Below are 13887 nucleotides of genomic sequence, written 5' to 3'. Positions count from 1 at the left end.
CTTAAGTAAAAAATGCAGGCAACGGTGTGAGGCAGCGCGGGAATCGCCCGCGCACCGATCCGCGAACCGGCGCCCTCGGCGCTGTGATCTTTGACCGGGATCGCACCGGCGTCTCCCATCCACGAGAGCAGGAGATCCGTCCATTGTCCCTCGACAACCACTGGCGCGATCGCGTCTCCCTCAAGATGTTACGCTACTTTCACGCGGTGGCCAGCCACGGCCACTTCAGCCGAGCCGCCGAGTGGCTCAATGTCTCCAAGTCGCCGCTTAGCGCCCAGATCCGGGAGCTCGAATCCCTGCTGGGCGTAGCGCTGTTCGATCGCCATACCCGCCAAGTAAGCCTCACCCCGACCGGCCATCTGCTGCTGGCCGAATGCACCCTGTTGTTCGACATGCTGGAGAGTAGCCTCAACCGGGTGGTACAGGCGGGACGCAGAGAGCGCAACCAGATCCGCATCGGGCTGATCAGCACCGTTTTCTGGGCCGGCTTTGGTGAGGTGATCCGTCAGTGCCATCAACGCTACCCCGAGTTGCAGATCAGCTTTACCGAGCTCTCTCCAGAACGGCAAAAGCAGGCGCTGCTCAGCAGGGAGATCGATCTCGGCCTGGCCCGCTTCGCCGACACCATCAATATTCACCCACTATTGGCCGAGAGCCTCTATCGCGAGTCGATGATAGTAGTAGTATCGGACGAACATCCCCTACGCGATCGCAAGCGCATCTCCTTGACCGAGCTCGCGGGGGAAGCCTTCGTATTGATGAGTCGCACCAACTCCGCCTCGACCAACCTCATCATCAACTCTTGCCTGATGGAGGGCTTCTACCCCCGGCTCAATCAGGAGGTGGTCGAACCCAACACCCTGATGGCGGTGGTAGCCACCAGTCAGCAGGTGGCGCTGGTACCGGCCAGCTACAGCCGCCAGAAGTGGCCCCATGTGCGTTTTATCCGCCTCCAACAAGCCATTCCCGCCGACCTCTGCGTGCTCTACGCCTCCACCGACGAGGCGCCCCCCGCGGCAACGGCGCTGCGACATGTCATCGACACCATGGATGAGCTTATCAATGAAGGGTAACGCCGGGACGCGATCTAACGATTGCCACCTAAGGCATTTCCCGTAACTGTGCGCGGCGTCAACGCTCACGACCCGTTACGGCACACGCTCTAGTGTAATGGCCCCACCCTAAGCATCTGATAGCCATCACACAGAGACTTGATTCGGCGCCCAGCAATCCCTAGAGGCCGGCGGGCGCCCCTTCTCTGCCTACCGTCACGCGACCCTTCACAATGAGACGCCGTCCTTGCCGGAACATGATGCGCCGCTGAGAAACCGCCGGCGCAAACGCCGATAATCAGGGTTATCTGCGCCGAACCACCGGGATACCTGCATGCGCTTTCTAAGAGGGTTATACCCACGACGATTACGTAATCAAATGATACTCATGGCGATCCTGATGGTCATCGTGCCGACGTTGTCGATTGGCTATATCGTCGAGATCGAGGGGCGCTCCGCGGTGCTGGCCGAAAAAGAGAAAAAGCTGGCCGCCATCGTCCAACTGCTCGACCAGGCGCTGGGCGAACGCCTAGACCATTTCGCGGCGCTGCCGCGCGCTGAACGTATCCGGGCGCTGAATGCCGAGCTCAGCCCCATCACCGAGCGCATCACCCAGGCGTTTCCCGGCATCGGCGCGGGCTACTACAGCAAAACGCTGGATGCGATTATTACCTATGCTCCTTTCGCGCTGTATCAAAGCAACGTCGGCGTGACCATTGCCGCCGACCACCCTGGACGCGAAGTGATGCGCAGTGATACGCCGCTCGTCTTTTCCGGCCGCCAGGTGCGCGGCGATATTCTCAACTCAATGCGCCCCATTCGGCGAGGCGGTGAAGTGACGGGCTATATCTGGGCCAATGAGTTGACGCAGGATATTCACCGCCAAGCCAGGCAAATGGATCTGCGCATCATGGCGGTGCTGGCGGCGGGCCTGCTGTGTAGCCTGCTGCTGATCGTCCTCTTTTCACGGCGTTTCAGCGCCAATATCGACATCATCACCGAGGGGCTCTCGACGCTGACGCATAAAACGTCGGCGCCGCTCCCCGAGCTGCCCGGCGAACTGGGGCAAATCAGCCGCAGTGTCAACGCGCTGGCGCAAACGCTGCGTGAGACCAAGACCCTTAACGATCTGATTATTGAAAACGCCGCCGACGGAGTAATCGCCATCGACAGGCTGGGCGCGGTCACCACCATCAATCCCGCGGCAGAGGCCATTACCGGCTATACGCTGGATGAGCTGGTCGGGCAGCCCTACGCCGCCCTGTTCTCCAATTCTCATTTCGCCAGTCCGGTGCTGGATACCCTGGCGCACGGTACCGCACACCTGGCGCAAGAGGTCAGCTTCCCGGCGCGTCATCGAACCATTGAGCTCAGCGTCACCACCAGCCGCATCCACAACCCCCATGGCGAACTAATGGGAGCACTGGTGATTTTTTCCGACCTGACCGCTCGCAAAGAGGCCCAGCGCCGCCTGGCACAAACCGAAAGGCTTGCCACGCTGGGCGAGTTGATGGCCGGCGTCGCCCATGAGGTGCGCAATCCGCTGACTGCCATCCGCGGCTACGTGCAGATCATCCGCCAACAGACTACCTTGCCTGCACATCAAGAGTACCTGTCCGTGGTACTAAAAGAGATTGACTCTATTAATAAAGTTATTCAGCAGCTGCTCGACTTTTCCCGGCCGCGGCAAAGCCAGTGGCAGCGGGTGTCGCTCAATGCGCTGATCGAAGAGGCGCTGATCCTGGTGCAAACCTCCGGGGTTCAGGCGCGGATCACCTTCCACTGTGAGCTAGATAGGACACTGCCGGCGATCGTGGCCGATCGCGAGCTGATCAAGCAGGTGCTACTGAACATCTTAATCAATGCCGTGCAGGCCATCAGCGCGCGTGGCGAGATTCGCATACGCACCCAACAACGCACTCCCACACAGCAGACGGTGACGATAGAAGACAGCGGCTGCGGTATCGATATCGCGCTACAGAAAAAAATCTTCGATCCCTTCTTCACCACCAAGGCCTCGGGGACCGGCCTGGGGCTGGCGCTGAGCCAGCGCATCATCAACGCCCACTCGGGGGATATTGACGTGGTCAGCACGCCAGGAAGCGGTTCGACCTTTACCCTCACATTACCGCGCAATCCACCGGAGAGCCCAGCAGAATGAAAGCCCGCTACCGTATTCTCATCGTGGATGACGAAGATAACGTGCGTCGCATGCTCACCACCGCGTTGACGCTCCAGGGACATGAAACACTCACCGCCAGCCACGGTGCCGAAGCGCTGCAACGCTTTACTGACACACCGCCGGACGTGGTGCTGATGGATATCCGCATGCCGACCATGAACGGGATCGATGCCCTGAAAATCATGCGCACCCGGCGTCCACGCACCCCCGTCATTCTGATGACCGCCTACGCCGAGGTAGAGACCGCCATCGAGGCGCTGCGCAGCGGCGCATTCGATTATGTGATCAAACCCTTCGATCTGGATGAACTGAACTTATTGATCCAACGCGCGCTGCAGCTGCAAGCGATGAAGCAGGAGATCCGCAGCCTGCATCAGGCCCTGAGCACCAGCTGGCAGTGGGGGCATATCCTGACCAACAGCCCGCACATGATGGAGATTTGCAAAGACACCGCGAAAATTGCCCTTTCGCAAGCCAACGTACTGATCAGCGGAGAGAGTGGAACCGGCAAAGAGCTGATTGCCCGCGCCATTCACTACGGCTCGCGCCGTGCAAACGGCCCGTTTATCAAGATCAACTGCGCCGCCCTGCCGGAGTCGCTGCTGGAAAGCGAGCTGTTCGGCCATGAGAAGGGCGCATTCACCGGCGCACAGGCCCTGCGCCAGGGCCTGTTTGAGCGCGCCCACCGGGGAACCCTGCTGCTGGATGAAATCGGCGAAATGCCACCGCTGTTGCAGGCCAAGCTGCTGCGGATCCTGCAGGAAAGGGAGTTCGAGCGCGTCGGGGGACACCAAACCATTCGGGTAGATATCCGCATCGTGGCCGCCACCAACCGAGATTTGCAGGCAATGGTGCGCGAGGGAAGCTTCCGTAACGATCTCTTTTATCGCCTGAACGTCATTCATCTACAGTTGCCACCACTGCGCGAACGGCGACAGGATATCGCCCTGCTCGCCAACCATTTCTTACAAAAATTCAGCGCAGAGAATCAGCGCGATATGATTGAGATCGATCCTGCCGCCATGTCGCTGCTCAACGCCTGGCCCTGGCCGGGCAATATCCGCGAGCTCTCCAACGTCATTGAGCGCGCGGTGGTGATGAGCACCGGCGCAGTCATTTTTGCCGACGATCTGCCGACCCCGCTGCAGCGACCCGTCAGCGGCGGCAGTACCAACACTCCCCCGCCCGGCGAGCGCAATCTGAAAGAGGAGATCAAGCGCGAGGAGCGGCGCATCATCAGCGAAGTGCTCGAGCAGCAGGAGGGAAACCGCACCCGCACCGCCCTCATGCTAGGCATCAGCCGCCGCGCCCTGATGTACAAACTGCAGGAGTACGGCATCGATCCGGCCGGGAGCTAGGACGTGACCCGTAACCGTGCGCGGCGTCGACGCTCACGACCCGTTACGGGACTCGCCCTAGGCGCCGCCCATAGCGACGGCGCACCGAGCACGACCAGAATCTGCTATGCAGAATTTTGCACAGTGCGCAAAGCGCTGCACAGTACGCCTGCTCACCGCCGCGCGGCGGCATCAAACATAATTCATATTATTCAATAAGATATTCAATAATCCTCTCCTCCGGCCACTCTGGCATTCGGCTTGCTATTCCCTGTTCGTACTCACATTCGTGTAAGCAACAGGGAACAATAATGAAAACCAAACTAATTACCTTACAGAGTGCCGCCACACTGTTTCGCGACGGCATGACCATTATGGTGGGCGGTTTTATGGGCGTAGGCAGTCCACCCCGCCTGATCTCGGCCCTGCTGGAGTCCGGCGTCAGGGACCTGACCCTGATCGCCAACGATACCGCCTTTGTCGATACGGGCATCGGCCCACTGATCGTCAACGGGCGGGTCAGCCGTGTCATCGCCTCCCACATCGGCACCAACCCGGAAACCGGGCGGCGCATGATTGCCGGGGAGATGGCGGTTCAGCTGGTTCCACAGGGCACCCTGATTGAACAGATCCGCTGCGGCGGCGCCGGACTCGGCGGTTTCCTGACCCCCACCGGCGTCGGCACCGTCGTCGCCGAGGGCAAACAAACCCTAGAGCTCGACGGAAAAACCTGGCTGCTGGAGCGCCCGTTGCGCGCCGATCTGGCGCTGATCCGCGCCCATCATGCCGACCCCCTGGGTAACCTGACCTATCAGCTCAGCGCCCGCAACTTTAACCCGCTGATTGCTCTCGCCGCCGACATCACCCTGGCTGAGCCGGACGAACTGGTGGAGACCGGCACGCTGCTGCCCGACCACATCGTTACGCCCGGCGCGGTCATCGACCATATCATCCTACCTCAGGAGAATAAATAATGGATGCGAAACAGCGTATTGCGCGCCGCGTGGCGCGAGAGCTGCACGATGGCGACATCGTCAATCTGGGCATTGGCCTGCCGACAATGGTCGCCAACCATCTGCCGCAGGGCATCCACATCACCCTGCAATCGGAAAACGGATTCCTGGGACTGGGGCCGATCACCACTACCCACCCCGACCTGGTGAACGCCGGGGGACAGCCCTGTGGGATCCTGCCGGGCGCAGCCATGTTCGACAGCGCGCTATCGTTCGCCCTGATCCGCGGCGGCCACGTGGACGCCTGCGTACTGGGCGGACTGCAGGTCGATGAACAGGCCAACCTCGCCAACTGGGTGGTTCCTGGCAAAATGGTGCCGGGCATGGGGGGAGCGATGGATCTGGTCACCGGGGCACGCAGAGTGATCATCGCGATGGAACACTGCGCAAAGGATGGATCGGCCAAAATTCTCCGCCGCTGCACCATGCCCCTCACCGCCCGCCATGCAGTGCATGTGCTGGTTACCGAACTGGCGGTATTCCGCTTTACGGACGGCAAAATGTGGCTGACCGAACTCGCCGCAGAGTGCGATCTGACCACCCTGCGCGCGAAGACCGAGGCCCATTTTGACGTCGCTGCCGATCTGCTGATCATGCGAGGTGACGCATGATTGGCCGCATCTCACGCTTTATGGCCCGCTTCGTCAGCCGCTGGCTGCCCGATCCGCTGATTTTCGCCATGCTGCTAACCCTGCTGACTTTCGGCGTCGCACTGTGGCTGACGCCGCAAACGCCGCTGACCATGGTGCGCTTCTGGGGTGACGGCTTCTGGAACCTGCTGGCGTTCGGCATGCAGATGGCGCTGATCATCGTGACGGGCCATGCGCTGGCGAGCTCCGCCCCGGTGAAAAGCCTGCTGCGCACCGCCGCGTCGGCCGCCAAGACTCCCGCCCAGGGCGTGATGCTGGTGACCTTTTTTGGCTCCGTCGCCTGCGTCATCAACTGGGGATTTGGGCTGGTGGTGGGAGCGATGTTTGCCCGCGAGGTCGCCCGGCGCGTGCCGGGTTCCGACTACCCACTGCTGATCGCCTGCGCCTACATCGGCTTCCTGACCTGGGGCGGCGGGTTTTCCGGCTCAATGCCCCTGCTGGCGGCCACGCCGGGTAACCCGGTGGAGCATATCGCCGGGTTAATCCCGGTCAGCGATACCCTCTTCACCGGCTTTAACCTATTTATCACCCTCGCCCTGATCGTGGTGATGCCCTTTATTACCCGCCTGATGACCCCCAGGCCGTCGGAGGTCGTCAGCATCGATCCGGCCCTGCTGCAGGAGGAGGCCGATTTCCAAAAAAGATTACCGGCCGATGCTCCCCCGTCGGAGAAGCTGGAAGAGAGCCGGACGCTGGCACTGATCATCGGCGCGCTGGGCATCGCCTATCTGGGGATCTACTTCGTCGAAAAGGGCTTCAACATCACCATCAACACCGTCAACATGATGTTTATGATCGCCGGTCTGCTGCTGCACAAAACGCCGATGGCCTATATGCGCGCCATCAGCGCCGCCGCGCGTAGCACCGCCGGCATTCTGATTCAGTTCCCGTTCTATGCCGGGATCCAGCTGATGATGGAGCACTCCGGCCTCGGTGGCCTGATCACCGAGTTCTTCATCAACGTGGCCAATAAGGACACCTTCCCGCTGATGACCTTCTTCAGCTCTGCGCTGATCAACTTTGCCGTACCGTCCGGCGGCGGCCACTGGGTCATTCAGGGGCCGTTCGTCCTACCCGCCGCGCAAACCCTGGGGGCCGATCTCGGTAAATCGGTGATGGCCATCGCCTACGGTGAGCAGTGGATGAACATGGCGCAGCCCTTCTGGGCGCTCCCCGCCCTGGCCATCGCCGGGCTCGGGGTCCGCGACATCATGGGCTACTGCATCACCGCCCTGCTGTTCTCCGGGATCATTTTTGTCATCGGTCTGACCCTGTTCTGACCGCGCCCTCTCCCCTTTTTGAAGGAAAAGAAGATGAAAAATTGTGTCATCGTCAGCGCGGTACGTACCGCCATTGGCAGCTTCAACGGTGCCTTGTCAGCCATGGGCGCCGTCGATCTGGGCGCCACGGTCATCAGGGCCGCCCTGGAACGTGCCCGCCTCGACCCGCAGCGGGTGGATGAGGTGATCATGGGCAACGTGCTACAGGCCGGTCTGGGGCAAAACCCGGCGCGTCAGGCGCTGCTACGGGCTGGCCTCAGCGAGGCGGTCTGCGGTTTTACCGTCAACAAAGTCTGCGGATCGGGGCTTAAAAGCGTGGCGCTGGCCGCCCAGGCCATTCAGGCGGGCCAGGCGCAGGCGCTGGTCGCCGGCGGCATGGAAAACATGAGTCAGGCGCCGTACCTGCTGAGTGCAAAGGCGCGCTGGGGCTACCGCCTCGGCGACGGCACGCTGACCGACGTCATCCTGCAGGATGGTCTGCTGTGCGCCACCCACGGCTACCCGATGGGGATCACCGCCGAAAACATCGCCCGCGAATACGGCATCAGCCGTGAGATGCAGGACGCGCTGGCCCTGCACTCCCAACAAAAGGCGGCCAGCGCCCTCCAACGCGGCGCGTTTCAGGCCGAGATCGTCCCGGTCAGCGTGACATCGCGTAAAAAAACCACCCTCTTTGAGCGCGACGAATTCCCCAAAACCGACTCCACGGCAGAAGGGCTTTCCACCCTGCGCCCGGCGTTCGATAAGGCTGGCAGCGTCACCGCCGGCAACGCTTCGGGGATCAACGACGGCGCGGCGGCGCTGGTGGTGATGGAGGAAAGCGCCGCCCGGACGGCGGGACTGACGCCGCTGGCGCGGATTAAGGGCTATGCCAGCGCCGGCGTCGCACCGGCGCTGATGGGGATGGGACCGGTCCCCGCCACCCAGAAGGCATTGCGCCAGTGTGGGCTGCAGATGGCCGACATCGATCTGATTGAGGCCAACGAAGCCTTTGCCGCGCAGTTCCTGGCCGTCGGCAAGACGCTGGGGCTGGATGCCGAGAGGGTGAACGTCAACGGCGGCGCCATCGCGCTGGGTCACCCCATCGGCGCCAGCGGCGCCCGGATCCTGGTCACCCTGCTGCACGCGCTCTCCGCCCGGGATAAAACCCTGGGGCTGGCGACGCTGTGCATCGGCGGCGGCCAAGGGATCGCCCTGATCGTGGAGAGGATCAACTAAAACCAAACCGGGCGCGCGTCGACGCGCCCATAGGCCTGCCCGACCTCCCCGCCCCGTGTCCAGGCAGCCGGCACACTTTTGCCTAGGCGCCCACCCCGCGCGGGCACGGTCCAGTCCGCCATCGCCGCAGCCGGTGATCGCCGTCCTGGATACCAAGTGGAAACTGCTTGACCCCATCTTGGCCAATGGCTCTGATCAATATGCGCTACAACAGAGCGATTTCTATCAGATGTTTGCCTATGGTCATCATTATTTTGATCAGCAGATTACTGTGCGGGAGATGTTCCTGGTGTACCCGGCACATGCCAATTTTAGCGCCCCGATCGCGCAGCACTTTGCGTTCCCTACGCCAGGTAAACAGCCTTTACGTTTATGGATGGTCCCTTTTGTCATCGATAAGGTTAATCCTCGCCTGGCGTTACCGGAGGCGAGCCGGTTGTATCAAGCTTGCACCAAGTCGTATGGATTTGAGGGATAAGAGTTTCTCTCCCGCCTCGTTGATGCGAGGGGAGAGGCCGCCCTGAGGGTGTGGACAACCGTACCCGCCCTGGCGTCTTTCCCTGTGCCGAACCGCACGACACCACGACACCACGACACCACGACACCACGACACCACGACACCACGACACCACGACACCACGACCAGATTGTTTATATTAAATTAAAAACAAATCAATAAGTTAAAATGAAACCCACCCTCAGCTATCTATAAATACAGCATAAACGACTCTTTTAAGATGGCCTTTTCCGATAACCAACGTTACTGTTTCCCTGTCTGCGCGAAGTAAAGGATTAACATGTATCACGACATCAGCCATCTGCTCTCTCGCCTTATTCACGGCCCCACGCCACTGCACCAGATCTATTTTGCCAACACCAACGGAGCGACGCCGGAGTTGGCTTACCGGGTCAATTTCCCACGGTTGGAGATCGTGTTGGAGGGCGAATTTTTTGATCGCAGCCTCGTCGAGGCTGACGCGCCGCTGGCCGCGGGCGATGTCCTGTATATTCCCTCGGGGAATTGGAACTTCCCGCAATGGCAAACGCCAGTCACGACGCTCAGTATCTTATTCGGCAAGCAGCAGCTCGGTTTCAGCGTTGTGCACTGGGATGGCCATCGGCATCAAAATATGACGAAACAGCATGTCGCCCGACGTGGGCCGCGCATCGGTTCGTTCCTGCTACATACGCTTAATGAGATGCAGATGCAGCCTCAGGAGCAACAAACCGCCAGGCTCATTGTCGCCAGCCTGTTGAGCCATTGCCGTGATCTGCTAGGCAGCCAGATCCAGACGGCATCGCGTAGTCAGGCGCTATTTGAGGCTATTCGCGACTATATCGACGAAAATTACCCCTTGCCGCTCACCCGAGAGTCGGTCGCACAGGTATTTTATGTTTCACCTAACTATCTATCTCACTTGTTTCAGAAAGTAGGATCCATCGGCTTCAACGAATACCTGAACGCCACGCGCCTAGAGCATGCCAAGGCGCTGCTGAAGGGATATGACCTGAAGGTGAAGGAGGTCGCGCACACCTGCGGCTTTGTTGACAGCAACTACTTCTGCCGCCTGTTTCGCAAAAATACCGAGCGGTCACCGTCAGAGTACCGTCGCCAGTATCACAGCCAACTGACAGAAAAAGCGGTCACTCCAGAATAAGGTGGGTCTGGTGCGGCGCCGCAAGGAGTTTACGCACGGCGCCCATCACCCGCTGAGGTTCCCGCAGAAAAGCGCTGATACCTGATCGGACATAGCCGCAGTGGGTGAAACGATCCGCCCCCACCAGCTCAATATCGGTGAGTAGTATCACCCCATCTGCGCGGCTGATCTCCTCTGGTGTTAACGGATTCTCGATGCCGAGTGCGCCCTGAGTCTCAATCTTAACGCTCCACTTCTCCTGCTGACACAGCTTCTCCAACCGCTCCGCGGCCATATAAGTATGTGCGACGCCACTCACGCAAGCGGTCACCGCCACCAGATGTCGTACCGGTGCGATCGCCATGTTAACCTCCTAGGGTTACCTGAAAACCCGCGCGCTCCGCCATTTCACGCGCCTGCGCCAGCACTGAGGCCGATGGCTCAGGGACCGCCGCCATCGCCCACTCCCGCCCCAGCAAGCGATATTTTGCTTCGCCATACCGATGAAACGGTAATAGATGTACCTGTTGGATGCCGAGTGATGTCAGCAGCGTCAACGCTTGTCTCATGTTCTCTGTCGTGAGCGTATAGCCCGGAATTAACGGCAAACGTGGGATGACGTTGATGCCTTCCCGGACTAGCACGCGCAAATTTTCCAGCACCCGCGGCTGGTTCATATTAACCACCTCGCGCGCCTGAGACGCATTCATTATTTTGAGATCAAACAACACCTCATCGCACGCTTGTGCCAGCGGTAACAGGCGGCTGATCGGGGCGTCTCCGGCGGTTTCGACGGCGCAATGGATGCCGAGTCGCTGCAAGCGCCGTAAAAACTGGCCGGCGAACGCGGCCTGCATCAACACCTCGCCACCGGAGAGGGTGACGCCGCCGCCGGAGACACGAAAGAAGATATCATCTTTCAGCACCTCGCGTTCCAGCTCATCCAGCGTGATATCACGTCCGATCTGCGTAAACGCCCCGGAGGGGCACGCATCGACATCACGCAGGCACGGCGTACAGTGCAGGCATTGACTCTCCCGCCGCACCGTCTCACGACGCGGAGAGATCGACTCAGGATTCGCGCACCATGGGCACGAGTGCGGACAGCCCTTAAAAAAGACGACCGTACGGATACCTTGCCCATCATTCAGCGAGTAACGCTGAATGTTGAAGATGCGCGCGACCTCATCGCTACACGGCGCGCTAACCTCACAGCTGATGCGCGGTGCGACGAATGATGTCATCCTGAATCTCCTTCGACAGCTCGACAAAGAAGGCGCTGTACCCCGCCACGCGCACCACCAGTCCGGCGAAATCGTGTGGACGCCGCTGCGCCTCGCGCAAGGTCTCGGCATTCACCACATTAAACTGGATGTGCTGTAGCTTAAGTTGAGTAAAGGCGCGCAGGAAGTCCGCCAGCTTGCGCAATCCCCCCTCCCCTTCGAGCGTCGCCGGGGTAAACTTCACGTTTAGCAAGGTGCCGTTTGACAGGAGTGTGTTGTCCAGCTTGCTTACCGATTTCAGCACCGCCGTTGGCCCCTCTCTATCCTGACCGAGCATCGGCGACAGACCGCCGTCCGCCAGCTGCTCGCCGGCCAAACGACCATCCGGTGTGGCCCCTACCACGGATCCCAGCGGCACGTGTGCGGACACGGTGTATGAACCTGGGGTGAATGACCCACCACGCGGATTCTGGTATTTCTCCACCTCTTTACAGTAATGGCGCAGCAGTTCGGCGCTGATGTTATCCACGCTATCAATATCGTTGCCATACTTTTCGAAACGATTGATCAACCTGGCGCGCACCTTTTGCCCTTCCGGCGTGGCAAAGTTACCCTTTAATACCGACAACAGTTCGTCAAAACTTAGGCGCTGTTGTTCAAAGACCATCCCGTTTAAGGCGTGCAGGGAGTCGCACAAGTTAGCGATGCCAATCCCCTGTACACCAGAGAAGTTATAGCGTGCCCCGCCGTCGGTAATGTCACGACCTTTATCCAAGCAATCGCTGATAAACGAAGAGAGTAACGGCACCGGGGCCCAGTCGCGATGGCCGATATCGCAGATATTGCTGCCCTCCACCATCAGCCTGATGAAATGGCTAATTTTGGCGCGAATATGTGCCAGCAGGCCCGCGTAGGTCAATGCATGATTGCCTTCGTTCTCATACAGGCTAATTTCCATCACTTTTAGCAAGTTGAACATAGCGATATCGTGCAAACCATACGTTCGACCCGGAATCGACAGCTCCACGCAACCGACCACGGCGTAATCCCGCGCATCCTCCAGCGACACGCCGCGGTTCAGAAAGGCGGGCACCACGACCTCATCATTAAAGATTTGTGGAATACCCGTACCGAGGCGAATGGTCTCCGCCGTTTTCATCAAGAAAGGAGTATCAATCAGCGTGTTGATACGCACACCCAGATTCGGCTGCGGCAGTTGTACGTGCTGATACGCGTCAAGGCAGAGGAACGAAAGCGCATTGACCGCGCTACGCCCGTTCGCCGTCAACCCACCCAACAGTGCGGTATATCCTGTTGGGAAACCCGCGAAATAACGCGCGCTGCTGGTGGAGCGCAATAGAACGATGTCATTGCATTTCACCCACAGCGATTCCAGGATCTCTTGTAAGAATGCCGGGGGCTCCCCCTGAGCCAGTGAGGCCTGGTAGAACGGCAACATATACTGATCGAAACGCCCCAGCGAGAGCGAGCTGGCGTTCGATTCGTACTGCAAAATGATGTTCATGTACCAGAACAACTGACAGGCCTGCCAAAAGGTCTGTGGCTTGTGCTGCATCGTGTGGCGGGAGTTGGCGGCGATGGCGAGCAACTCCTGACGACGCGAGGCATCCGTGCAGTTTTCCGCCATCGCCTCGGCGAGCACGGCGTAACGCAGAATGTGACGCTGCGAGGCCTCAAGCAGCAACAGCGCGGCCTGATAAAAGGGGTTATCCGGCTGCTGCTGGCAGTATTGCCGCATCTGCGCTACCAGCGCCCCCAGCCCCTGATTCACGAGGCGGGGATAATCAATGATGATATGCCCCTGCCCTTTATCTGTCTGGTTAATACTAAAAATCTGGGTGCTGATCGCGGCCTTCACCTCATCGGTCATCTGCCCGTTGATGAAGTCCTTCATCGAGCGCTTTTCCCAGTACGGGAACAACACCTCGCGATAGAGGCGCTTATCGGCGTCACTGATGGCAAAACGATCCTGCGGACGCGTCGGGAACTGATCCAACTCGCTCAGCAGCCAGTAGGGATCCATCTCCGGCGACATAATGCCCGCCCGTGGCTTAACGGTGCGATTGCCGGCGATCAGCTCATCATCGCGAATCGAAATCTCAACCTGATCGAGGATATAGGCGGTCGCTTTCGCCCGACGCAAAATGGCGGGCTCGCCCTCTGTCTGCCGATGGCTCGCGGTATACAAGCACGCGCGCTCAAGTGAGATTTCACGCGGGTTTTGAAATAGCGCATTTTTTAAACGTTGGATGCGATTACTCATGAGGAATCCCT

The 13887-nt window shown here is 59.7% G+C and carries 12 protein-coding genes; 9 read left to right on the top strand and 3 right to left on the bottom strand.

All coding sequences use genetic code 11. From position 1 onward, the window contains the following. Positions 1-26 precede the first annotated feature (26 nt). From ACEQFP_RS01730 to ACEQFP_RS01690, 9 genes are all read left to right on the top strand, one after another. The gene (locus ACEQFP_RS01730) at positions 27-1073 is read left to right on the top strand and encodes a LysR family transcriptional regulator (protein WP_370555232.1); all 1047 of its coding nucleotides are present in this window, start codon (positions 27-29) and stop codon (positions 1071-1073) included. Positions 1074-1386: 313 nt separating this feature from the next. Continuing rightward, complete coding sequence (atoS, locus tag ACEQFP_RS01725; protein WP_370547380.1) at positions 1387-3213, top strand: two-component system sensor histidine kinase AtoS; 1827 nt, start codon at positions 1387-1389, stop codon at positions 3211-3213. Continuing rightward, positions 3210-4592 carry an acetoacetate metabolism transcriptional regulator AtoC gene (gene atoC / locus ACEQFP_RS01720; protein WP_005293931.1) on the top strand — a complete coding sequence of 461 codons (1383 nt, stop codon included), beginning with the start codon at positions 3210-3212 and terminating at the stop codon, positions 4590-4592. Before atoS ends, atoC begins: the two co-directional genes overlap by 4 nt. 290 nt (positions 4593-4882) lie before the next feature. Then, positions 4883-5545 carry an acetate CoA-transferase subunit alpha gene (atoD, locus tag ACEQFP_RS01715; protein WP_005287065.1) on the top strand — a complete coding sequence of 221 codons (663 nt, stop codon included), beginning with the start codon at positions 4883-4885 and terminating at the stop codon, positions 5543-5545. After that, positions 5545-6195 carry a 3-oxoacid CoA-transferase subunit B gene (locus tag ACEQFP_RS01710; protein WP_005287068.1) on the top strand — a complete coding sequence of 217 codons (651 nt, stop codon included), beginning with the start codon at positions 5545-5547 and terminating at the stop codon, positions 6193-6195. The genes atoD and ACEQFP_RS01710 overlap by 1 nt, the downstream gene beginning before the upstream one ends. Further along, positions 6192-7514 carry a TIGR00366 family protein gene (locus tag ACEQFP_RS01705; RefSeq protein WP_047059644.1) on the top strand — a complete coding sequence of 441 codons (1323 nt, stop codon included), beginning with the start codon at positions 6192-6194 and terminating at the stop codon, positions 7512-7514. The genes ACEQFP_RS01710 and ACEQFP_RS01705 overlap by 4 nt, the downstream gene beginning before the upstream one ends. A gap of 33 nt (positions 7515-7547) precedes the next feature. After that, positions 7548-8732 carry an acetyl-CoA C-acetyltransferase gene (locus tag ACEQFP_RS01700; RefSeq protein WP_005293926.1) on the top strand — a complete coding sequence of 395 codons (1185 nt, stop codon included), beginning with the start codon at positions 7548-7550 and terminating at the stop codon, positions 8730-8732. A gap of 133 nt (positions 8733-8865) precedes the next feature. After that, on the top strand, positions 8866-9210 hold the full coding sequence (locus tag ACEQFP_RS01695; protein WP_005287077.1) for an McrBC 5-methylcytosine restriction system component: 345 nt from the start codon (positions 8866-8868) through the stop codon (positions 9208-9210). Between the two features lie 319 nt (positions 9211-9529). Further along, positions 9530-10390: an AraC family transcriptional regulator gene (locus ACEQFP_RS01690; RefSeq protein WP_005287083.1), complete on the top strand. Its 861-nt coding sequence runs from the start codon at positions 9530-9532 to the stop codon at positions 10388-10390. On the opposite strand, the gene ACEQFP_RS01685 is transcribed toward ACEQFP_RS01690, so the two are convergent. From ACEQFP_RS01685 to ACEQFP_RS01675, 3 genes are read right to left on the bottom strand one after another with little or no spacing between them, the layout of a single operon-like run. After that, complete coding sequence (locus ACEQFP_RS01685; RefSeq protein ID WP_005287086.1) at positions 10377-10733, bottom strand: PTS fructose-like transporter subunit IIB; 357 nt, start codon at positions 10731-10733, stop codon at positions 10377-10379. The two genes, ACEQFP_RS01690 and ACEQFP_RS01685, sit on opposite strands and share 14 nt — an antisense overlap. A gap of 1 nt (position 10734) precedes the next feature. After that, on the bottom strand, positions 10735-11613 hold the full coding sequence (locus ACEQFP_RS01680) for a [formate-C-acetyltransferase]-activating enzyme (protein WP_005293922.1): 879 nt from the start codon (positions 11611-11613) through the stop codon (positions 10735-10737). Continuing rightward, a complete protein-coding gene (locus ACEQFP_RS01675; protein WP_370547379.1) occupies positions 11579-13876 on the bottom strand; it encodes a formate C-acetyltransferase in 2298 nt (765 codons plus the stop codon). The genes ACEQFP_RS01680 and ACEQFP_RS01675 overlap by 35 nt, the downstream gene beginning before the upstream one ends. Between the last annotated feature and the right edge of the window lie 11 nt (positions 13877-13887).

The sequence above is a fragment of the Edwardsiella sp. A.80236 genome (assembly GCF_044540725.1).
In the GTDB taxonomy this organism is placed as follows: Bacteria; Pseudomonadota; Gammaproteobacteria; order Enterobacterales; family Enterobacteriaceae; genus Edwardsiella; species Edwardsiella tarda.
The sequence above is the reverse complement of the archived record's forward strand: the minus strand, read 5'-3'. Positions and strand labels throughout refer to the sequence as shown.

Bases quoted from the DNA above. Each gene is read 5' to 3' on its own strand.
- ACEQFP_RS01690 (WP_005287083.1), top strand. From the start codon at position 9,530: ATGTATCACGACATCAGCCATCTGCTCTCTCGCCTTATTCACGGCCCC.
- ACEQFP_RS01705 (WP_047059644.1), top strand. From the start codon at position 6,192: ATGATTGGCCGCATCTCACGCTTTATGGCCCGCTTCGTCAGCCGCTGG.
- ACEQFP_RS01680 (WP_005293922.1), bottom strand. From the start codon at position 11,613: ATGACATCATTCGTCGCACCGCGCATCAGCTGTGAGGTTAGCGCGCCG.
- ACEQFP_RS01700 (WP_005293926.1), top strand. From the start codon at position 7,548: ATGAAAAATTGTGTCATCGTCAGCGCGGTACGTACCGCCATTGGCAGC.
- atoD (WP_005287065.1), top strand. From the start codon at position 4,883: ATGAAAACCAAACTAATTACCTTACAGAGTGCCGCCACACTGTTTCGC.
- atoS (WP_370547380.1), top strand. From the start codon at position 1,387: ATGCGCTTTCTAAGAGGGTTATACCCACGACGATTACGTAATCAAATG.
- ACEQFP_RS01675 (WP_370547379.1), bottom strand. From the start codon at position 13,876: ATGAGTAATCGCATCCAACGTTTAAAAAATGCGCTATTTCAAAACCCG.
- ACEQFP_RS01685 (WP_005287086.1), bottom strand. From the start codon at position 10,733: ATGGCGATCGCACCGGTACGACATCTGGTGGCGGTGACCGCTTGCGTG.
- ACEQFP_RS01710 (WP_005287068.1), top strand. From the start codon at position 5,545: ATGGATGCGAAACAGCGTATTGCGCGCCGCGTGGCGCGAGAGCTGCAC.
- atoC (WP_005293931.1), top strand. From the start codon at position 3,210: ATGAAAGCCCGCTACCGTATTCTCATCGTGGATGACGAAGATAACGTG.